This is a genomic window from Nocardioides sp. Root240 (assembly GCF_001428825.1).
Taxonomy (GTDB): domain Bacteria; phylum Actinomycetota; class Actinomycetes; order Propionibacteriales; family Nocardioidaceae; genus Nocardioides.
This window is the reverse complement of sequence record NZ_LMIT01000002.1, coordinates 161,244-182,283: the sequence shown is the minus strand read 5'-3', so window position 1 is coordinate 182,283 and position 21,040 is coordinate 161,244. Positions and strand designations below refer to the sequence as shown.

At 70.5% G+C, this 21,040-nt stretch carries 15 protein-coding genes and 1 pseudogene; 7 read left to right on the top strand and 9 right to left on the bottom strand.

Annotated elements, in window-relative coordinates:
- Together ASE20_RS03895 and ASE20_RS03890 are read right to left on the bottom strand one after the other, a co-directional pair.
- Entirely contained in the window at positions 1-669 is a 669-nt protein-coding gene (locus tag ASE20_RS03895; RefSeq protein WP_056893229.1) for a DUF1028 domain-containing protein, read from the bottom strand.
- Positions 666-1,115 carry a RidA family protein gene (locus tag ASE20_RS03890; RefSeq protein WP_056893228.1) on the bottom strand — a complete coding sequence of 150 codons (450 nt, stop codon included), beginning with the start codon at positions 1,113-1,115 and terminating at the stop codon, positions 666-668. Before ASE20_RS03890 ends, ASE20_RS03895 begins: the two co-directional genes overlap by 4 nt.
- A gap of 169 nt (positions 1,116-1,284) precedes the next feature.
- Here ASE20_RS03890 and ASE20_RS03885 point away from each other — a divergent pair, with 169 nt between their 5' ends.
- Complete coding sequence (locus ASE20_RS03885) at positions 1,285-2,532, top strand: flavin-containing monooxygenase (RefSeq protein WP_056893227.1); 1,248 nt, start codon at positions 1,285-1,287, stop codon at positions 2,530-2,532.
- A gap of 101 nt (positions 2,533-2,633) precedes the next feature.
- Here ASE20_RS03885 and ASE20_RS03880 read toward each other — a convergent pair whose 3' ends face one another.
- The 4 genes from ASE20_RS03880 to ASE20_RS03865 form a co-directional block, all read right to left on the bottom strand.
- On the bottom strand, positions 2,634-3,620 hold the full coding sequence (locus tag ASE20_RS03880; RefSeq protein ID WP_056893226.1) for a hypothetical protein: 987 nt from the start codon (positions 3,618-3,620) through the stop codon (positions 2,634-2,636).
- Between the two features lie 282 nt (positions 3,621-3,902).
- On the bottom strand, positions 3,903-5,975 hold the full coding sequence (locus ASE20_RS03875; RefSeq protein WP_056893225.1) for an FAD-dependent oxidoreductase: 2,073 nt from the start codon (positions 5,973-5,975) through the stop codon (positions 3,903-3,905).
- Positions 5,972-7,498, bottom strand: coding sequence for an APC family permease (locus ASE20_RS03870; RefSeq protein ID WP_056893224.1), 1,527 nt, complete (start codon positions 7,496-7,498; stop codon positions 5,972-5,974). Before ASE20_RS03870 ends, ASE20_RS03875 begins: the two co-directional genes overlap by 4 nt.
- A gap of 34 nt (positions 7,499-7,532) precedes the next feature.
- Complete coding sequence (locus ASE20_RS03865; RefSeq protein WP_056893223.1) at positions 7,533-9,017, bottom strand: aldehyde dehydrogenase; 1,485 nt, start codon at positions 9,015-9,017, stop codon at positions 7,533-7,535.
- Positions 9,018-9,116: 99 nt separating this feature from the next.
- Here ASE20_RS03865 and ASE20_RS03860 point away from each other — a divergent pair, with 99 nt between their 5' ends.
- Positions 9,117-9,755: a TetR/AcrR family transcriptional regulator gene (locus ASE20_RS03860; RefSeq protein ID WP_056893222.1), complete on the top strand. Its 639-nt coding sequence runs from the start codon at positions 9,117-9,119 to the stop codon at positions 9,753-9,755.
- A gap of 90 nt (positions 9,756-9,845) precedes the next feature.
- Here the strand turns inward: ASE20_RS03860 and ASE20_RS03855 are convergent, their stop codons facing one another.
- A complete protein-coding gene (locus ASE20_RS03855) occupies positions 9,846-13,271 on the bottom strand; it encodes a glycosylhydrolase-like jelly roll fold domain-containing protein (protein ID WP_056893221.1) in 3,426 nt (1,141 codons plus the stop codon).
- Between the two features lie 141 nt (positions 13,272-13,412).
- Positions 13,413-13,853 (bottom strand): Lrp/AsnC family transcriptional regulator, encoded by a 441-nt coding sequence (locus tag ASE20_RS03850; RefSeq protein ID WP_412778606.1) that lies wholly within the window; start codon positions 13,851-13,853, stop codon positions 13,413-13,415.
- A gap of 167 nt (positions 13,854-14,020) precedes the next feature.
- Here ASE20_RS03850 and ASE20_RS03845 point away from each other — a divergent pair, with 167 nt between their 5' ends.
- The 4 genes and pseudogenes from ASE20_RS03845 to ASE20_RS25430 all read left to right on the top strand — a co-directional run.
- On the top strand, positions 14,021-15,190 hold the full coding sequence (locus ASE20_RS03845) for a spermidine/putrescine ABC transporter substrate-binding protein (RefSeq protein ID WP_225869206.1): 1,170 nt from the start codon (positions 14,021-14,023) through the stop codon (positions 15,188-15,190).
- Complete coding sequence (locus ASE20_RS03840) at positions 15,174-16,322, top strand: ABC transporter ATP-binding protein (RefSeq protein ID WP_056893218.1); 1,149 nt, start codon at positions 15,174-15,176, stop codon at positions 16,320-16,322. Before ASE20_RS03845 ends, ASE20_RS03840 begins: the two co-directional genes overlap by 17 nt.
- Positions 16,322-17,170 carry an ABC transporter permease gene (locus ASE20_RS03835; protein WP_056893217.1) on the top strand — a complete coding sequence of 283 codons (849 nt, stop codon included), beginning with the start codon at positions 16,322-16,324 and terminating at the stop codon, positions 17,168-17,170. Before ASE20_RS03840 ends, ASE20_RS03835 begins: the two co-directional genes overlap by 1 nt.
- Before the next feature lie 74 nt (positions 17,171-17,244).
- A pseudogene (locus tag ASE20_RS25430) lies at positions 17,245-17,951 on the top strand (ABC transporter permease); the annotation flags it as partial.
- Positions 17,952-18,080: 129 nt separating this feature from the next.
- Here ASE20_RS25430 and ASE20_RS03825 read toward each other — a convergent pair.
- A complete protein-coding gene (locus ASE20_RS03825; protein ID WP_225869204.1) occupies positions 18,081-19,475 on the bottom strand; it encodes an aspartate aminotransferase family protein in 1,395 nt (464 codons plus the stop codon).
- A 124-nt stretch (positions 19,476-19,599) separates the two neighbouring features.
- Here ASE20_RS03825 and ASE20_RS03820 point away from each other — a divergent pair, with 124 nt between their 5' ends.
- Complete coding sequence (locus tag ASE20_RS03820) at positions 19,600-21,039, top strand: gamma-aminobutyraldehyde dehydrogenase (protein ID WP_056893216.1); 1,440 nt, start codon at positions 19,600-19,602, stop codon at positions 21,037-21,039.
- Position 21,040 lies beyond the last annotated feature (1 nt).

Below are 21,040 nucleotides of genomic sequence, written 5' to 3'. Positions count from 1 at the left end.
TCACTCGTCCCCCGGCACGCCGTACGACGGCGCGGTGGTCGGGTCGAGACCGCGAGTCACGTAGTCGTCGCGCTGCGGGAGCCAGACCTCGACCAGGTCGCGGAGGTCCTCGATCGGCCGGTCGCTCCAGTCGACGCGCAGGTCGGTGACCCGCCAGGCGACGTCGCGGACGACGGACAGGCCGGCCGAGCGGACCGGTCCGGCTTCGCCGCCGGCGGCCAGGCCGGCCTCGAGCGCGGCGAGCAGCCGCTCCTCGAGCTCGCCGGTGGCGGTCGTGAACGCCGCGGCGACGGCGTCCACGACCGCGGTACCGGCCAGCAGGTTGCCGGCCGCCACCACGTCGGGCGCAACGACGTGGTGGTGGACCCCGAGCGAGCCGGTGCCACTGAACGCGGCGCCGGTGCCGTCCGGGGAGAGCACGGTGAGCTGCCGGTGCTCGACGTGCTCGCGTCCCTCGGTCACCGCGGCGAGCGCGGCACGCGGGTCGAGCCCGCTCTCGAGGGCGTCGAGCAGCGCGGTGCCCAGGCGCGGGTCGGTGATGTTCTGCGAGGACGCCCCGCCGACGCCGGGCCGCAGGTGGATGCAGCGCGCCGCCACCGCCGGGCTCGAGGAGGTGACCGCGATGCCGACGGCGCCGCGGCCGTCGGTGCCGAGGACGGAGAAGGTCACTTCGTGTCCTCTGCGGCGTCGTCGTCGGGGATGACGGCGATCGCGTCGACCTCGACCAGCCACTCGGGGCGGGCCAGGGCGGAGACGACGATGCCGGTGGAGATCGGGTGCACGCCCTTCGTCCAGCGACCGATGGTGCGGTAGACGGCCTCCCGGTAGCGCGGGTCGACGATGTAGATGGTGAGCTTGACCAGGTGCTCCATGCGGGCGCCGGCCTCCTCGAGAAGCATCTTGATGTTGCCCATCGCCTGCTCGGTCTGGGCCTCGACGTCGCCGATGCCGACGGACTCGCTGGTGTCGAGGTCCTGGCCGATCTGGCCGCGCACGTAGACGGTGTTGCCCGCCACGACGGCCTGGCACAGGTCGTTGTCGAGGTTCTGCTCCGGGTACGTGACGCTGGTGTTGAACGGACGGATGCGGGTGTGGCCGCCGACGACGATGCTCATGCGTCCCAGTGGACCCGAACGGGCAGCCATGTGTCCAACAGATGTTTCCGAGGACCTGCATTGACTGGATCGATGCAACTCGACCCGCGTCGATTGCATCGGTTGAACCGATGCAGAAGGCCGCCAACATCTGTTGGACAGGTGGCTTCCGGGGCCGCAGGATCGAGGCATGACCACCGAACAGATCGAGGTCCTCGTCGTCGGCGCCGGCCAGGCCGGTGTGGCGATGAGCGAGCACCTGAGCGACAACGGCGTCCCCCACCTCGTGCTCGAGCGCGACCGGATCGCCGAGCGCTGGCGCACCATGCGCTGGGACTCGCTGGTCGCCAACGGCCCGGCCTGGCACGACCGCTTCCCCGGCCTGGAGTTCCAGGACGTGGGTGCCGACGAGTTCGCCACCAAGGAGCAGGTCGCGGCCTACTTCGAGGCCTACGCCGAGAAGATCAACGCCCCGATCCGCACCGGCGTCGAGGTCACCTCGGTGACCCGCCACGAGGGTCGTCCCGGCTTCCTGGTCGAGACCTCCGCGGGCACCATCGACGCGCGGTACGTCGTCGCCGCGACCGGCCCGTTCCAGCGCCCGGTCGTCCCACCGATCGTCCCCGACGGCGCCGTCCCGGTGCAGATCCACTCCAGCGACTACCGCAATCCCGCGCAGCTCCCCGAGGGCAATGTCCTCGTCGTGGGCGCGGGCTCCTCCGGCGTACAGATCGCGGACGAGCTGCAGCGCTCCGGCCGCCAGGTCCACCTCTCCGTCGGCCCGCACGACCGTCCCCCGCGCAGCTACCGCGGCCGCGACTTCTGCTGGTGGCTCGGCGTCCTCAACCTCTGGGACCTCGAGACCCCTCCAGCCGGCGCCGAGCACGTCACGATCGCCGTCAGCGGCGCCCGCGGCGGCCACACCGTCGACTTCCGCGCGCTCGCCGCCATCGGCATCCAGCTCGTCGGCCTGACCGACGCCTACGACGACGGCGTGCTGAGCTTCCGCGAGGACCTCGCCACCAACATCACCGCCGGCGACGCCAACTACCTCGCCCTGCTCCAGGCCGCCGACGCCTACGTCGAGCGCAACGGCCTCGACCTCCCCGAGGAGCCGCAGGCCCACATCCTCGGCCCCGACCCGGTCGCCGCGACCGACCCGTTGCTCTCCGTCGACCTCGTCGAGGCCGGCATCACCTCGATCGTGTGGGCCACCGGCTTCGCGCTCGACTACGGATGGCTGCAGGTCGACGCCTTCGACGAGGCCGGCCGGCCCGCCCACCGCCGCGGCGTCTCCGCCGAGCCCGGCATCTACTTCCTCGGCCTGCCCTGGCTCTCCCGCCGTGGTTCCAGCTTCATCTGGGGCGTGTGGCACGACGCGAAGCACATCGCCGGCCACATCGCCACCCAGCGCAGCTACCTCACCTACGGCGGCTGACNCCACGAACCGTGCCTNCATGGCACCACGAACCGTGCCTCATGGCACCACGAACCGTGCCTCATGGCACCACGAACCGTGGGTGACGTACGGCGACCTGCCTATCGCCGCCGACGACGCCGCCATCGGTACGACGGATCGTCCGGCCCCCGGGCGTAGACCCGCTTCGCGGGTCGTTCCGGACAACGCCGGGCGATGGCCTCCTCGAGCTCGGCCAGCCAGGCCTCACGCTCGCGGGGCCCGAGGTCGCGCTTGGTGATCACCAGGATGATCCAGTCCTCGACATCCACCAGGTGCCCACGCCGGTCGTCGTCGTGCTCCACGTCGTCGTCCGAGGTGTGGTTCTCCTCGCCGTCGTACTCGACCCCGATGCGAAGAGCGGCATACGCGTTCTCGATCTTGAACCGTCGCCCGTCGGGCAGCCGCACCCACACCTGCGCCGCCGGCACAGGCAGCCCCGCGTCGTGGATGATGAGACGGATCCACGACTCGGGCGGCGAATCTGCCTCGTCAGTCGACAACGGGATCAGCTCGCGCAGCTGCCGACATCCGCGCCTTCTCCTGTAGCGCGGCAACATCAGGGTGAGGTCCAACATCGTGATGCCGTGCGCGCGACGAAAGGCATCCAGGACCGCGATCGCCCGCCAACGTCCCTTGAGGCACGCGAGGTCACACGCGGTCCTGATCGGCGTCGTGACACGGACCCCGCGCACGGTCATGATCTCGGACGGCAGGAGATCGCGCTCCCCTCCGAACACGTGCGATCGGGTCGACGCGTTCCCACCGGCTTCCGAGACGACGTCGATCGCCGGCAGTACGTCGTGCTCGGCCAATTCGAAGACATCGACGCCGTGCAGCCACGCGGCGGTCCGGTCGCACAGGACCGCGTGCGGAGCCATCACGCACGACACCGCGGCCACGCGCAGCTCGATCGTGTCGGGCGCGGTCGCATCGACGTACACGCCGATCAGCATGCGCCGCACCACGCCGTCCGCCAGCCAGGTGCGGAGCTGACCACGAGTGACACCGTGCTCGCGCGCGGTCGCCGTCGTGAAGGGCCGGCCTGCGGCCCACTCCAGGAAATCCATGCGCCCGACCGTCCAAGAACGACGTCCACCCCGCCAGCGACGTCGAGCCGTCCTGTGGACGACACCCGCCCTCCACAACCGCCGGCGCGCGCCACGGCCGTCCGAGCGACCGCTGTGAACCACGGAGGGCTGCTCGCGGAGCCATCTCCCACGGTTCGTGGTGCCACTACGCACGGTTCGTGGTGCCACTACGCACGGTTCGTGGGGAAATGCACCACACCCCGGGCTCCTGCGGAGGAGTCCCGGGGTGTGGCTCTGAGCCCCAGCTGGCACGGTTGCGCCTCACGCCAGCTGGGTGACCTCTCGCCGGAAGGGTACGACGTCGTTCGAAGGCAGCACGGCGTCGAACTCCTCGGCGGCGCGGCGCCCCGACCACACGGCGGCGGCGATGGTGCCGGGCGCCCAGGCGTCGCCGATGCCGCGGACCGAGAGCAGCTCGCCGGCGTCGCGACGCGCGACGAGCTCGAGGTAGAGCTCCTCCTTGGGCAGGCGGGCGGTGACCATCACGACGGCGTCGCAGTCGAGGTCGCGCTCCACGCCGGCGTAGACGTCGCGGACCGTCACGCCACCCGCGCCGACGGCGACCACGGCGTGGTCGGTGACGCGGGTGACGCCGTTCTCGATGAGGCGGCGCTGGATCCGGTTGACCTCGAAGGTGTTGTTGGTCCACGCCGAGACCTGCGAGGCGGTGGTGACGATCGAGACCTCGTGGCCCTTCTGGGCGAGCAGTTCGGCGACGACGCCGCCGAGGTAGTAGTGGTCGTCGTCGTAGACGACGACCTTCTTCCCGGACGGGAGCCGGCCGGCGAAGAGGTCGTCGGGCCCGAGCACCTGGGCGCCCTCGGCGATCGGGAGCGGCGTGGTGTGGAAGCGGGCCACGCCGTCGGTGCGCCAGGTGGAGCCGGTGGCGACCAGCACGTGCTGGAACCCGAACTCGACGATGTCGTCGGCGCTCATCGGGCTCTCGCGGTAGATCTCCACGTTCGGGAGCTCGGCCAGGGCCGCCTCGCGGTACTCCCTGACCCGGCCCCACGCGGACAGCCCGGGCAGTGCCGACTCCTGGGTGACCCGGCCGCCGAGGTCGCGGCGCGCCTCGACCAGCGCGACGTCGTACCCGCGGACGCCGAGGGCACGCGCGGCCTCGAGCCCGGCCGGGCCGGCGCCGACGACGAGGACCTGGCTGTCGCTCTCCTTGGCGCGGATCCGCTCGGGGTGCCAGCCCCGGCGCCACTCCTCGCCCATGCTCGGGTTCTGGGTGCAGCGGATCGGCGACATGGTGAGGTCGCCGGAGACGCAGATGTTGCAGCCGATGCACTCGCGGATGAGGTTGAGCTTGCCGTCGCGGATCTTGTTCGGCAGGAACGGGTCCGCGATCGACGGGCGCGCGGCGCCGATCAGGTCGAGGATCCCGGCCTTGATCTGGCGCACCATCGCGTCCGGCGACGTGAACCGGCCGACGCCGACCACTGGCTTGGTGGTGAGCTTCTTCAGGCCGGCGACGAACTCCTCCTGGCGGCCCTCGGGCGCGAACCGCGAGGTGACCGAGTCGCCCTCCCAGCTGCCCATCGCGAAGTCCCACAGGTCCGGCAGCTCGCCGAGCTCGCGCAGCACGCCCTCGATGTCCTCGCGGGTGATGCCGCCGTCGATCTCCTCCTCGACCGTGATCCGGCAGGCCACGGCGGCTCGTCCGGCGCACTCCTCGAGGGTGTCCTCCAGGAGCTCCTTCAGCAGCCGCATGCGGTTCTCGAGCGAGCCGCCGTACTCGTCGGTGCGCTGGTTGTAGCGCTGGGAGAGGAAGTGGTGGACGCCGCTGTAGCCGTGGGCGCCGTACACGTAGACGATGTCGTAGCCCGCCTCGATCGACCGTCGTACGGCGTTGCGGTGCCACCGCCGCAGGTCGTCGATGTCCTGCTTCGTCATCGCCCGCGCCTGGATCGGCGCGATCGTGTCGGGGGCGACGGGCAGGTGGCCGGGCCCGAGCGGGGTCTCGCGACTGAGCTGGTTCGGCGCGTTCATGCCGTTGTGGGCCAGCTCGATGCCGGCCAGGCCGCCGCCCTCGTGGATCGCGTCGGCGATCCGCTTCAGGGCCGGCAGGTCCTGGTCGTCCCAGATCCGCAGCTCGATGAACGGCGCGATGTCGGAGGTCGCGTGGATCTCGACCTGCTCGGTGCACACGACCGACCAGCCGCCCTCGGCCTTGATCCGGCGCATCGAGGCCTGCGCGCTGGGGTCGCGGTAGCCCATGCCGTTGCAGTGGGGCACCTGGTAGAAGCGGTTCTTCGTCGTGAACGGGCCGATCCGGACCGGCTCGAACAGGACGTCGTACGGCGCAGCGACGGTGGGCTGATCGGTCATCGGGCGATCTCCTCGGCGGGCTCGGCGGGCGGCACCGAGGGGGTGATGGTGGCGCCGGAGGCGCGGACGGGGGCGCCGAGCACGTAGCCGAGGGCGCAGAGGGCGAGCAGGAAGGCGAGCGTGCCCAGCGTGAACACCTCGAAGGTGGTCTGGCTGACGCCCCAGTACTCCGTGAACGGGTAGTCCTCGCCGAAGAGCCGCTCCAGGGTGCCCGGGAAGACGGCGACCCACGAGCCGAGCAGGACCCAGGCGAAGGCGGTCCAGCCGAGGACTGCGAACTGGCGGTCGGAGACCGGCACCCGGAAGGGGCGCTCGCGCTCGGGGTAGAGCGTGCGCAGCCGGATCGCCGCAGGGATGACCAGCAGGTAGCTCAGCAGGAAGGTCGAGATCGAGATGGTCAGCACGACGCCGAAGACGTCGGCACCGGAGCCCGTCATCTGCATCGCGGCCAGCATGAACGCGGTGCCCACGACTCCCGACAGCATGTTGACCCGCACGGGCGTGCCCAGGCCGGCGTGGAAGCGGCCGAAGAACCCGCCGAAGAACGAGCCGTCCGCGGCCGTCATGGCCTGCATCCGGTCCGAGATGATCATCCACGAGGCGCCCTGGCTCATCAGGATGTAGATGAAGACGACAGCGGTGATCTTGAGCAGGGCGTCCGCCGCTCCGCCGTACACCGAGTAGACGGTGCCGACCGCGTCGAGGAAGCCGCCGATGCCGGTGATGTCGTCGGACGGTACGACGAGCAGGATCGCGAAGATCGGGATCAGGTAGCACACCGCGGCGGTGGCGCAGGACCGGAAGATCGAGACCGGGACGTCGCGGGCGGGGTTCTTCATCTCCCCCGCCGCGCTGTTGCCGGACTCGAAGCCGAGGTAGGCGAAGAGCAGGATCGGGACGGACCCGAAGAGGCCGAGCAGCGTCGGGCTGAAGTCGCCGAGGGACAGTCCGACGACGCCGTTCTGCGCGGCGTACACGCCGGTCGTGAGGACGAAGAACGCGAGCAGGCCGATCTTGAGCAGGGCGCCGCTGGTGGGCAGCCACTTGCCCTTGCGCAGGCTGACGACGGCGGCGAGCACGGTGATCCAGATGAAGACGATCTTGAAGAGGTAGTCGCCGAAGGAGCCCTCCTCCAGCGGGGTGAGGTAGGTGCTGAACGTCTCGGCGGCGATGAACGCCATCGAGCCGCCGACCCACACCGGCTGGGTGATCCACGTCAGGATCGCGGCGACCGCGGCCGCAGGCCGCCCGAAGGCGTCGCGGACCCAGGTGTAGGCGCCGCCCTCCTCGCTGAACGCGGCGCCGGTCTCGGCGAAGATCAGGCCGTAGGGCACGAGGAAGAACACGGCGAGCACGAGCGCCCAGGTGAACGCCTCGGCGCCGAACAGGGAGACCTGCCCGAGTGTCTCGAGGCCGACCACCGCGGCGATCAGCAGGAAGATGATGTCGAAGCGGCCGAGCGTCTTGTGGAGCAGCGCCTGCTGCTCGGCCGCCAGCTCGGTCGGTCGGTTGGTCTGGGTCATGACGGTGTCCCCTGGGTCCTGGCCTCGGTGGCCATCAGTGGTTGATCCATACGGTCTTGAGACCGACGTACTTGTCGAGGGCGTGGAGGGAGAGGTCGCGGCCGAAGCCCGAGCCCTTGAACCCTCCGAAGGGCGTCCACGCACTGAAGGCGTCGACGCCGTTGACGGTGACCGTGCCGGCGTGGATCCGGTCGGCGAGGCGGTGGGCGCGGCCGAGGTTGCTGGTCGCGACGGAGGCGGCCAGGCCGTACGCCGTGTCGTTGGCCAGGGCGAGCGCTTCGTCCTCGGTGGCGAAGGGGGTCACCGCCAGCACCGGCCCGAAGACCTCCTCGCGGGCCAGCTCCGAGGCCGGGTCGACACCGTCGAAGACGGTCGGCTGGACGTAGCAGTCGCTGCCGTCACGGGTGATCCGCTCGCCGCCGGTGACGAGGCGGGCGCCGGACGCACGGGCGCCGTCGATGAACCGCATGACCTGGTCGGTCTGCTCCGGCGAGACGACCGCCCCCATCCCGGCGGCCGGGTCGAGCGGGTCGCCGGGCGTGTACGACGCTGCCTCGGCGGCGACCAGGGCCACGAACTCCTCGTGCACCTCGCGCTGGACGAGGACGCGGGAGTGGGCCGAGCACACCGCCCCCTGGTTGAACCAGATGCCGAAGGCGGTCGCCCGGGCGGTCGCGGCCAGGTCCTCGGCGTCGGCGAAGACCAGGTGCGGGCTCTTGCCGCCGCACTCGAGCCAGACCTGCTTGAGGTTCGACTGGCCGGCGTACTGGAGGAAGTGGCGACCGACCTCGGTGGAGCCGGTGAAGGCGAGCACGTCGACGTCGGGGTGCAGGCCGAGCGCGCGACCGGTCGTCTCGCCGAGGCCGGGGACCACGTTGAGGACGCCGTCGGGGATGCCGGCCTCGGCGGCCAGCTCCGCGATCCGCAGGGCGGAGGACGGCGACTGCTCGGCCGGCTTGAGCACGACGCTGTTGCCCGCGGCCATCGCGGGGGCGACCTTCCACGCCAGCATGTCGACGGGGTAGTTCCACGGGACGACCGCGCCGACGACACCGAGCGGGACGCGGCGGACGAGGGCCGTCGTACCGGGCGGGGTGGGGGCGACCTCGTCGTTGATCTTGTCGATCGCCTCGGCGTAGTAGCGGAAGAGGTCGACCGAGAACGGCAGGTCGAGGTCGTGGGCGTCCACGACCCGCTTGCCCATGTCGAGGGAGTCGAGCACCGCGAGCTCGGCGGCGTGCTCGGCCAGCAGGTCGGCGAAGCGCAGCATCCGCCCACGGCGGTACGACGCGCCGGCGCGGCTCCACGAGCCGGCGTCGAACGCCTCCCGCGCGGCCCGCACGGCCCGGTCGACACCGGCGGCACCGGCGTCGGCGACGTCGGCCAGCAGCGCGCCGTTGGCGGGGTTCCGGTTCTCGAAGGTCTCCTCCCCCGCCTCGATGAAGCGGCCGCCGACGAACGGGAGGGTGTGGAGGGTGGCCTTGCCGGCCTCCCGGACCCAGTCCTGGTGAGTGCGCACGAATAGTCCTTTCTTTGCGCTGCACCGCAAATATGACCCAGGGCACACCGGCTGTCAATGCTCGTCCCACGGAATTCCGCCAGGCGCTACGGTGGGCCCATGGCACGACGCAAGGACCAGGCGGCGCGACGCGAGCACCTCATCGCGGCCACCCTCGAGACGATCGCCGCCCACGGCCTCGCCGGCGCGACGATGAAGAACATCGCCGAGGCGGCGGACATCTCGCCGCGCCTGGTCGCCTACTACTACCCCGAGCTCGAGAGCCTGATCGAGGCCGCCCACCAGGCCGCGACCGACCGCTACTACTGGTCCCGCCAGCGCGACATCGAGGGCGACCTCTCCCCCACCGACAAGCTCGCCCGGCTGCTGTACTCCGGCCTGCCACGGGGCAAGGACCTGCTGCTGAGCCAGGTGCTCGACGAGATCTCGGTCAGCGCCAGCCGGAGCCCGATGCACGCCACCTTGATGACCCTCCTCTTCGACCGCGAGGTGTCGCTCTACACCGCGGTCCTCGAGGTCGGCGCCGCCCTCGGCACGTTCACCCTGACCGACGCCGCCGACGTGATCGCGCGCAACTTCGTGGCCCTCGAGGACGCCCTGGGCCTGCACCTGCTGGCCCGCAACTCCTCGCTCACCCTCGAGCGCGCCGAGCAGCAGCTGGCCAGCTACGCCTTCTCGGCCACCGGTGTCCGCGTGCTGCCACAAGCACCCGCAGAAGTTGCGCCCAAGCGCAACTGACGACGTCGCGCCAGTTCCCGAGCCCGAGCGACCGGAAGAACTCGTCGTTGTCGGGACGCCCCAGCTGGTGGTCCTCCGAACCGCGGAGTCCTACCGCAGCCGCACGTCCACCACCGCCTGCGGGCGCAGGACCACCGGACCGAGCAGGCCCGACGGCGGCGGGGTCTTGCTGCGCGTGTTGAGCAGCGTGTTGGTCACCCGCACCGCGATGGAGTTGCTCCCGGTCCGCAGGGCGTCGGTGACGTCGACGACGTATGGGCTCCAGAGCGCTCGCGGCAGGACCGTGCCGTTCACGGTCACCTGCGCGAGGTCGCGCACCTGCCCCAGGTCGAGCAGCAGGCGCCGGCCGTGCCGCTCGGCGGCGGTGAGGTCGATCGACGTCCGGTACGTCGCACTGCCGGAGAACTTCGGGTCGGTCACCGTCCACGAGCCCAGCTCCGTGGGCCGGGCGGCCTCACCGGCGCGCTCGAGCTGGATCGTCCACGGTCCGGCCAGGGCGATCGGCTGCAGCGCGTCGCGCACGGTCGCCGTGCCCCGAAACACCCGGCCGAGGTCCTGGCCGACCACGGGGAAGGTCCCCGGCTGGTCGCTCAGCACGGTCGCGGAGAGCGCGCCGCCGTCACGCGTGACGTCCTGCGCGACGACCGCCCCCGTCAGGTGCGGCGCGGCCTTCGTGCCCTTGCGGAACACGATCGCCACGGTCTCGTAGGGGTCGAGCTCGAGCGGGACCGTGGTCTCGTCGTGGCCCGCGTCGTCGTACGTCGCCGCGAGGGCGGTCCTCCCCGACCGCAGGTCCCACAGCTCGGGCACACCGTCGACCGGCAGGCTGGCGCTGGTGCGCACCGGCTGGCCGCTCTCGTTGTTGACCAGGAACGCGACGTCGCCGTCACGACCGGTCCGCAGCACGCGCACCGCCGGCGCGGCGGGCGACAGCACCGCCGCCGCGGCGTCCGCCTCACGGCTCAGCGCGCCGAGCGATGCGACGTCGTCGACGACCGCGACCCGACCGGCCTGGTGACGCGTCCAGGACGACGTCGCGCCACCGAACAGCTCGTCGAGCGCTGCGGCCAGGCGAGCGTCACGGCCCTTCGCCTCGTGCGTCGGCAGCGGCCCGACGACCACGACCCGGCCCCCGGAGCCGACCAGCCCGGCGAGGGTCTCGACGGTCTCGAGGTCGAGCACCGGGGTCCTCGGCACCACCACCATGTCGTACGACGCGGCGCCGACGTGCAGCCGGCCGGCCGACGGCTTCGCGTGGTAGCGGGTGTGCGGGTCGCCGGCGAAGGCACCGTCGCTGACCATGTCGAAGTCGACCTGGCCGCGCTCGAGGGCGTACGCCGTACCGCTCAGGTCCGCGTCCAGTCGGTGCTCGGCGTCGCTGGTACGGGTCTGCTCGGCCGCCCGCTGCGGCTGCAGCAGGGCGGTCCGGGCGAGGGAGGTGCCGCGGGCCAGCTCGCTGACCCGGCCGATCCACGCGTCGACGTCACCCATCGCGTCCCAGTAGGTGCTGGCGGGCCCGAACGGCGGGGCGAAGAAGATCTGCTGCTCGTCGGTCCACATCGCGTGCAGCGCGTAGTCGTTGATGCCCCGCGTCGTCAGGGCGCCGACGGTCTGGTGGATGAACTCGGGCGCCACGCCCCACCCGGAGTTGCCGAACACCTCGGACAGCGCGCGCTCGGCGCCGCTGGCATGGGCGGACGCGGCGGCGTTGCGGCCGAGCATGGTCTGCTTCCCGGCGACGTAGTCGGAGGTGATCATGTCGGTGCCCGGCACCTGGGCGTACTGGTTGTCCTTGGACAGGTCGCCGGTGCTGTGCATCCGCTTCTGGGGGCTGTCCTCGTCGAGGAGCGGGTTGGTGATCAGCTGCAGCCCGCGGTCCGCCATCCAGCCCGCCTGGCGCTGGAAGTAGTGGGTGGCGAAGGCGTTGTTGACGGCCCTCCAGTACGCCCCGGAGTACTGCTCCCCCGTCCGGCCGAGCTCCTCGAAGGCGGCCGTGTAGGCGACGCCCGGCGTCGAGCCGGCCTGCGTCACGAGGTCCTCGAGGCTGGCCGACCACGGCAGCCGCTTGAACGGCCACGGCTCCGCCGAGGAGATGAACGGCTCGTCGTCCCAGAACCCGGGGACCACGGTGCCCATCGCCCACCCGAACCGGCGGACGTACTCACCCTGCGCCACCTCGAACAGGCGGTCGGTCGCGACCGGGTCGAGCAGGTCGAGGTAGCCGCGGTGGTAGCCACTGGAGTCGTCGGTCAGCACGGCCTTGCCGTAGGTGTCGACCTGCCAGCGTCCGGCGGGCACCTGCCAGGCGCCGGTACCCAGGTTCGGGGTCAGCTCGACCAGCTCGGCCGCGTCGGTCGACCCGTCGGGTCGCGCCGCGGCGGCGACGGCGCCGTCGATCCGGACCAGCGGGCCACCCCACTCGTCGAGGTCGCTGGCGTCGTCGAAGGTGTCCGACCACAGCTCCTGGCCGGCCGGCGTCGTGACGGACAGGCCGTTCCACGACACCCGCTGCAGGCCGGGCACCGCGTCCTCGATGCCCTCGCCGCCGTACTCGGCACTGACGGCCGGCGCTCCGGTGGGGTACGTCGCGTCGACCGCGACCGGCTGCACGGTCTTGTTGATCACCGGCGCGATCCGGTCGCCCGTGACCGTGACGGTGATCGTCTGCTCGTTGCGCGGGTGGAAGCCCGGAGCCGGAACGCCCTGCGTGAGCCGGGTGCGGTTCGCCCCGTCGAGGCGCCAGACGCTGGCGCGGCCCTTCACGTCGACGTCGACGAGGTAGCCCTTCGTCCCGTCGGCCGACGCACGGACGACGAGCTGGGCACCGGACGCGGTCAGCCGCACCTTGCCTGTGACGGTGTAGTCGGTCCAGGCCGCACCGGCCACGAGCGGGTGCATGCCCTCGCGGATCGCGGCGTCCACGACCAGGCGGCCCTCGGCGACGCTGAGGCCGCTGGACTCGTTGGGGTCGATCGTGGCCGGCCCCTCGACCACCCGGGTCGAGCGCTGCAGGGCCTTGAGCCGCAGCTGCGGGCTCGGCTCGTAGGTCTTGTCCCCCACCTTGCCGCCGTTGGCGATGATGCCGCCGGCCTTGCCGCTCGGGAAGTTGCTGTCGTTGAAGAGCCAGATCCTCATGTCGGTGCGCTGCGCCTCGCGGAGCACGTGCTCGACGATGTCGAACCAGCCCTCGGTGAAGTAGGCGGGCTGCATGCCGGCGCCGCCGTAGGGGAAGAGGACGGCCTCGTGGATGCCCTTGGCGCGCATCTCGGCCATCTGGGCGTCCACGACCGCGGGCGTGACCGTGCCGGTCCAGTACCAGTAGATCATCGGCCGGCTCTCCGGCGGCGGGTCGGCGAAGGCGACCGGGTCGAAGCCGTCCGCGTGCGCTGCCGGGCCGCGCACCGGGCCGGCGTCGGCAGGCCCGGACGGCGTGACGCCGACGGTCAGGGCAAGGGTGGCGGCTGCCGAGGCAGCGCCGGCGAGCAGGGGGATCCCCCGGGACGTGAGTCGACCCATGAGTCGCATTCCTCCGAGTAGAGCGGTGGTCACAGCAGCACAGGGACAGTGGCTGTGACGCGCGACACTACGGATCGGCGCTGGGGATTGGAACGTTTCAGAGCAAGGTTGGCCGGAAGCGGCCACCGAGGGGTACGCCGGTCAGCGCACGCCCCACGAGTAGGTCTGTTTGCGCAGGCTGAGGTAGACGAGCGTCTCCGTCGACAGCACGCCCGGGATGGTCCGGATGCCGCTCGAGATGATCTGCAGCAGGTGCTCGTCGCTCTCCGCGACGACCTCCGCGAGGACGTCGTAGGACCCGGCCGTGATCACGACGTAGTCGACGTCGTCGAGGGCTGCGAGGGCGTCGGCGATCGGCTCCAGCGCGCCGGTGGCGCGGATGCCGATCATCGCCTGGCGGGCGAAGCCCATCTCGATCGGGTCCGTGACCGCGACGACCTGCATGACACCGCTGTCGACGAGGCGCTGCACCCGCTGGCGCACGGCCGCCTCCGAGAGGCCGACCGCCTTGCCGATCGCGGCGTACGAGCGCCGTCCGTCCTCCTGCAGCTCGGCGATGATCGCCTTGGAGACGTCGTCCAGCGGGGCGGCCTTGGGCTTGCTCACCCCCGGATCCTCACAGGTCCCACCCGTCCCACGCAACGCCCACGTTCGGATTTCGTTGCATTCTCGTCAACAGACCACGGAATCCCTTGTCATGTGACCTGCCTCATGTCACGATGCGCAGACCGTTTCCAGGAGGTGGGAGTTTGGCCGGCTCGTCCGGGATCAGCCGCAGGACTGCTCTGCGCGGTGGAGCGGGCCTTGCCCTCGGGGCTGCCAGCCTCGGCGTACTGCCGCTCTTCGGCACCCCCGACCGCAAGCAGGACCCGGCGTCGTGCACCACACGCGACCTGTCCGACTCCGAGCGTCGCCTGATCGTCTCGAACTGGCCGGGCTACATGGACGAGGACGACGAGGGCTACGTCTCGACGCTCACCGAGTTCCAGAAGCGGACGGGCATCAAGGTCGACTACACGGCCGACGTCAACGACAACCTCGAGTTCTTCGCCAAGGTCGTCAACCAGCTCGGCTCGTGCGAGACCTCGAAGCGCGACATGTTCATGCTGACCGACTGGATGGCGGCGCGGATGATCCAGATCGGCTGGATCCAGCCGCTGGACGCCAGCAAGGTGCCGAACCTGCATGCCAACCTGATCGACTCGCTCGCCGGCGTCGGCTGGGACCCGGAGCGGAAGTACTCCGCGCCGTGGCAGAGCGGCCTGACCGGGATCGCCTACAACAAGTCCAAGGTCAAGGACGTGCGCACCTTCGAGGAGCTGCTCACCCGCAAGGACCTCAAGGGTCGCGTCACGCTGCTCACCGAGATGCGCGACACGATGGGCCTCGCCCTGCTGTCCCAGGGCGCCGACCCGGCGCAGTTCACCCCCGACGAGTGGGACAACGCCCTCGACGCGGTGAGCAGGGCGCGCAAGGACGGCCAGATCCGCGCCTTCACCGGCAACGACTACATCCAGGACCTCGCGGCCGGCAACGTGCTCGCCTGCGAGGCGTGGTCCGGCGACGTGGCCGCGGCCGAGGACCCCAACATCGTCTTCGTCGCGCCCGAGGAGGGCCAGATGATCTGGGCCGACAACATGCTCGTGCCCAACCTCGCGTCCCACCAGGGCAACGCCGAGGAGTGGATCAACTACTACTACGAGCCCGAGGTGGCGGCGAAGCTCGCCGCGTACGTCTGGTACATCTGCCCGGTCAAGGGCGCCCAGGAGGCGATGGAGAAGGTCGACCCGAGCCTCGTCGACAACCCGCTGATCTTCCCGGATGCGAAGTCCCTGGCCACGACGCACTCGTTCATGGCCCTCGAGGAGTTCCAGGTCCGCGCCTACGAAAAGGATTTCGCCGATGTCTCTGGCGGCTGACTCTGCCATCTCCGGAGGGGCTCGCAACCTCCGGCTGACCGCGCTCACCAAGGAGTTCGCGACCTTCACCGCGGTGCGCTCCCTCGACCTGGAGGTGCCGGCCGGCTCCTTCTTCGCCCTGCTCGGCCCCTCGGGCTGCGGCAAGACGACCACGCTGCGGATGGTCGCCGGGCTGGAGACGCCGACGTCGGGCTCGATCCACCTCGGCGGCGACGAGATCACCTGGGAGAAGCCCTACCGGCGCCCGGTCAACACGGTCTTCCAGAACTACGCGCTCTTCCCCCACCTCGACATCCACGAGAACGTCGCCTTCGGCCTGCGCCGCCGTGGCGTCAAGGACGTCGACCAGCAGGTCCGGGAGATGCTCGAGCTCGTCGAACTGGAGGGGCAGGCACGCAAGAAGCCGCCGCAGATGTCGGGCGGCCAGCAGCAGCGCGTCGCCCTCGCCCGGGCACTGATCAACCGGCCCGAGGTGCTGCTCCTCGACGAGCCGCTCGGCGCGCTCGACCTCAAGCTGCGCCGCGCGATGCAGATCGAGCTCAAGCGGATCCAGACCGAGGTCGGCCTCACCTTCGTGCACGTCACCCACGACCAGGAGGAGGCCATGACCATGGCCGACACCATCGCGGTCATGAACGGCGGCGTCATCGAGCAGATGGGCTCCCCCACCGAGCTCTACGAGAACCCCCGCACCACCTTCGTCGCCAACTTCCTCGGTCAGTCGAACCTGATCGCGGGAACCGTGACGAGCGGCGAGGGCGACGTCGTACGGGTCGACATGCACGGCACCCAGGTCTCCATCCCCGCGGACCGCGCCCACACCCGGTCCGGCAACGGCTGGATCGGCATCCGGCCGGAGAAGGTGCTCGTCGCGCCGGCGGGCGAGCCGATCGACGCTCCCGGCAACCACCTGCCCGGCGGTGTCATCACCGACGTCAGCTTCGTCGGCGTCAGCACGCAGTACCTCGTCCAGATGCCCTGGGGACAGGAGCTGATGGCCTTCGAGCAGAACACCGGGCGCCGCGCGATCCTCGAGCACGGCACCAAGGTCGACCTGTCCTGGCGCCCCGAGTTCGCCTTCCTCCTGCCTGCGGACCAGGACGTCAACGCCGGCGCCCTGGAGGAGGTCTGATGCGCAGGGGCCGCTTCACCGGCTACTGGCTGATGCTGCCAGCGGCCCTGTGGCTCGGCGTCTTCTTCGTCATCCCGTTCTACTCGCTGCTCGCGACCAGCCTCTACGACCCGGAGGGCTCGGTCCTGACCGGGTACGACGTGACCTACCACGTCGCGAACTTCTGGGACGCGATCAGCGAGCACTGGGACGAGCTGTTCCGCTCGCTCTGGTACGCCGGCGCCGCGACGCTGATCTGCGCCGCGCTCGGCTACCTGCTCGCCTACGCGATCGCGTTCAAGGCCGGCCGGTGGCGCAACTTCCTGCTGGTGCTGGTGATCGCGCCCTTCTTCACCAGCTTCCTCGTCCGGACCCTGTCCTGGAAGCTGATCCTCGCCGACGACGGCTTCGTCGTGGACACCCTGCAGACCCTGCACCTGATGGGCGAGGACGGCCGCCTCCTGGCGACCCCGGTCGCGGTGATCGCCGGCCTGGTCTACAACTTCCTGCCGTTCATGGTGCTGCCGCTCTACGCCAGCCTGGAGAAGATCGACGGCCGGCTGGTCGAGGCAGCGAGCGACCTGTACGCCTCCCCCACCCGCGGCTTCCTCAAGGTCACGCTGCCCCTGTCGATGCCCGGCCTCGTCGCGGGCACGCTCCTGACCTTCATCCCGGCAGCCGGCGACTACATCAACGCCCAGCTGCTCGGCAGCACCAACCAGCGGATGGTCGGCAACGTCATCCAGGACCTGTTCACCGACACCGGCGACTACGCCGCCGCGGGCGCCCTCTCGGTCACCCTGATGGCGATCATCGTGGGGCTCGTCGTGATCTACATCCGCAAGGCGGGGACGGAGGAGCTGCTGTGAGCGGCTTGCAGCGCATCGGGCGGTGGATCGGCGAGCACCTGATCCTGGCCGCCGGCCTCCTGGTACTGGTCTACATGTTCGTGCCGATCGCCGTCGTGATGCTGATGAGCTTCAACGACAACAGCGAGTCGCGGAACGTCTACGCCTTCCGCGGCTTCACCTGGCACAACTGGACCAACATGTGCCAGCCCGACGGGATGTGCGAGGCGGTGGTCCGCAGCATCGGCATCGGCCTCGCCGCCACCCTCGTCGCCACCATCCTCGGCACCCTCGCGTCCTTCGCACTGGTCCGCCACGACTTCCGCGGCCGGTCGGCGATGAACACGATCATCTTCCTGCCGATGGCCTCCCCCGAGATCGTGATGGGCTCCTCGCTCCTCGCGCTCTTCGTCTCGTTCGGCTTCGGCGGCAAGCTCGGCCTGGTCACGATCTTCATCGCGCACGTGATGTTCTGCCTGTCCTTCGTGATCGTCACCGTGAAGGCCCGCCTGGCCGGCCTCGACGGCAACCTCGAGCAGGCCGCGATGGACCTCTACGCCAACGAGGCCACCACCTTCTGGCGGATCACCTTCCCGCTGGTCTTCCCCGGCATCGCCGCCGCGGCGCTGCTCAGCTTCTCGCTGTCCTTCGACGACTTCATCATCACCAACCTCAACGCCGGGCAGACCGTCACCTTCCCGATGTACGTCTGGGGCGTGAGCCAGCGCGGCGTACCGATGCAGGTCAACGTCATCGGCACGATCATGTTCCTGATCTCGCTGACCATCGTCGTCGGCAACATNNNNGCTGGCCGCGCGGAGGAAGCAGCCCGCCTGAGCCCTCGCCGGTGGACGAACGAAACGGGCCCCTGCCGCGCTGACCCACTCGTCGCGCGGCAGGGGCCCGTCCGGTNCCCCGGTTCGTGGTGCTCCTAGAGCAGGGTGGCCGCCTCGGTGAGCACGGCGCGGAGCTTCTGCTCGATCTCGTCGAAGTGCGACTGGTCGCAGATCAGCGGCGGGGAGAGCTGGATGACCGGGTCGCCGCGGTCGTCGGCGCGGCAGTAGAGCCCGGCGTCGTAGAGCGCCTTGGAGAGGAAGCCGCGCAGCAAGCGCTCGGACTCGGCCTCGTCGAAGGTCTCCTTGGTCGCCTTGTCCTTGACCAGCTCGATGCCGTAGAAGAAACCGTCGCCGCGGACGTCGCCGACGATCGGCAGGTCGAGCAGCTTCTCCAGGGTGCCGCGGAAGGCGCCCTCGCGCTCGCGCACGCCCTCGTTGATCTTCTCGTTCTCGAAGATCTCGAAGTTCTTCAGCGCGACCGCGGTCGAGACCGGGTGGCCGCCGAAGGTGTAGCCGTGCAGGAAGGTCTCGGTGCCGTGGGCGAAGGGCTCGTAGATCCGGTCGCTGGCGATCATGGCGCCCAGCGGGGCGTAGCCGGACGTGATGCCCTTGGCGGAGGTGATGATGTCGGGCTGGTAGCCGTAGCGCTCGGCACCGAACATGTGGCCGAGGCGGCCGTAGGCGCAGATCACCTCGTCCGAGACCAGGAGCACGTCGTACTCGTCGCAGATCTCGCGCACCCGGTCGAAGTAGCCCGGCGGCGGCGGGAAGCAGCCACCGGCGTTCTGCACCGGCTCGAGGAAGACGGCGGCGACGGTGTCGGGACCCTCGTTCTCGATGGCGACCGCGATCTGGTCGGCGGCCCAGCGGCCGAAGGCCTTCGGGTCGGAGCCGTCGAGGAAGCCACCGGTCATCTCGGAGGCGCGGTAGGCGTTGGTGTTCGGCACCCGGAAGGTCGAGGGCACGAGCGGCTCGAAGGGCGCCTTGAGGCCGGGCAGGCCGGTGATCGACAGGGCGCCGTGGGTGGTGCCGTGGTACGCGATCGAGCGGCTGATCACCTTGTGCTTGAGCGGCTTGCCGGTGAGCTTGAAGAAGTTTTTGGCGAGCTTCCACGCGGACTCGACGGCCTCGCCGCCGCCGGAGGTGAAGAAGACCCGGTTCAGGTCGCCGGGCGCGTAGCCCGCGATCTTGGCCGCGAGCTCGATCGCGGTCGGGTGGGCGTAGGACCACAGCGGGAAGAAGGCCAGCTCGGAGGCCTGCTTGGCCGCCGCCTCGGCGAGGTCGGTACGACCGTGGCCGAGCTGGCTGACGAAGAGCCCGCCCAGCGCGTCGAGGTACTTGCGACCCTGCGCGTCCCAGACGTAGGCGCCCTCACCCCGCACGATGACGGGGACGTCGGCGGTGTCGTAGGACGACATGCGGGTGAAGTGCATCCACAGGTGGTCCCGTGCGGACTGCTGGAGGGCGCTGTGCGCGGATTCGTCGTACACGGTCGACATCTTCCCCCGCATCGGCACGATGAGCAAGGGATTTCGTGGCTGTAACGAGAGATTGCTACGGATTTCGTCGCCAGAGTCCTTTCCTGCTGTCGAGATGCTGGCTAGGCTCCGCCGCATGACCCCCCTGCGCAACCTGATCGACGGCGCGCTCGTCGACGCGGCCTCCGGAGCGACGTACGACGTCGTGAACCCCGCGACCGGCCAGGCCTACACGACCGCCCCTTCCAGTGGCGCGGAGGACGTCGACCGCGCGATGCGCGCCGCCGACAGGGCCTTCGACGGGTGGGGCGACACCACGCCCAAGGAGCGGCAGGAGGCGCTGCTGCGGATCGCGCAGGCCATCGAGGACCGGGCCGAGGAGTTCGTGCAGGTCGAGTCCGAGAACACCGGCAAGCCGATCGGCATCACCCGCGACGAGGAGATGCCGCCGAGCGTCGACGAGCTGCGCTTCTTCGCCGGCGCCGCGCGGGTGCTGGAGGGGCGCAGCGCGGGCGAGTACCTCGCCGACCACACCTCGTGGATCCGGCGCGAGCCGATCGGCGTGGTCGCCCAGGTGACGCCGTGGAACTATCCGCTGATGATGGCGATCTGGAAGATCGCGCCGGCCCTGGCGGCGGGCAACACGATCGTCCTCAAGCCGAGCGACACGACGCCCGCGAGCACCGTTCTGCTGGCCGAGGTCGCAGGCGAGTTCCTCCCGCCGGGCGTCCTCAACGTCGTCTGCGGTGACCGCACCACCGGGCGCGCGCTCGTCGAGCACCCGACCCCGCAGCTGGTCGCGATCACCGGCTCGGTCCGCGCCGGGATGGAGGTCGCGGCCTCCGCCGCGACCGACCTCAAGCGGGTCCACCTGGAGCTGGGCGGCAAGGCGCCGGTCGTCGTGTTCGACGACGCCGACGTGGCCGCCGCGGCCGAGGCGATCGCCGGCGCCGGCTACTTCAACGCCGGCCAGGACTGCACCGCCGCGACCCGCGTGCTCGCGTCCGCGGGCATCCACGACGAGCTCGTCGCCGCGCTCGCCGAGCAGGCGCGCAGCACCCGCACCGGCATGCCCGACGACCCCGACGTCCTGTACGGCGCCCTCAACAACCCCGACCAGCTGGCTCGTGTCAGCGGCATGGTCGACCGGCTCCCGGACCACGCGACGATCCAGGCCGGCGGCGGCCGCCCGGTGGTGGCCGGCGGCGAGGGCGGCTACTTCTTCGAGCCGACGGTCGTGTCCGGGCTGAGGCAGGACGACGAGGCGGTGCAGCAGGAGATCTTCGGCCCGGTCATCACCGTGCAGCAGTTCGGCGACGAGGCCGAGGCGCTGCGCTTCGCCAACGGCGTGCAGTACGGCCTGTCCTCCAGCGTGTGGACCAGGGACCACGCCCGTGCGATGCGGATGTCCAAGCGTCTCGACTTCGGCGTGGTGTGGATCAACACCCACATCCCGTTCGTCTCCGAGATGCCGCACGGCGGCTTCAAGCACTCCGGCTACGGCAAGGACCTGTCGATGTACGGGCTCGAGGACTACACGCGCATCAAGCACGTCATGTCGTACACGGGCGAGTGAC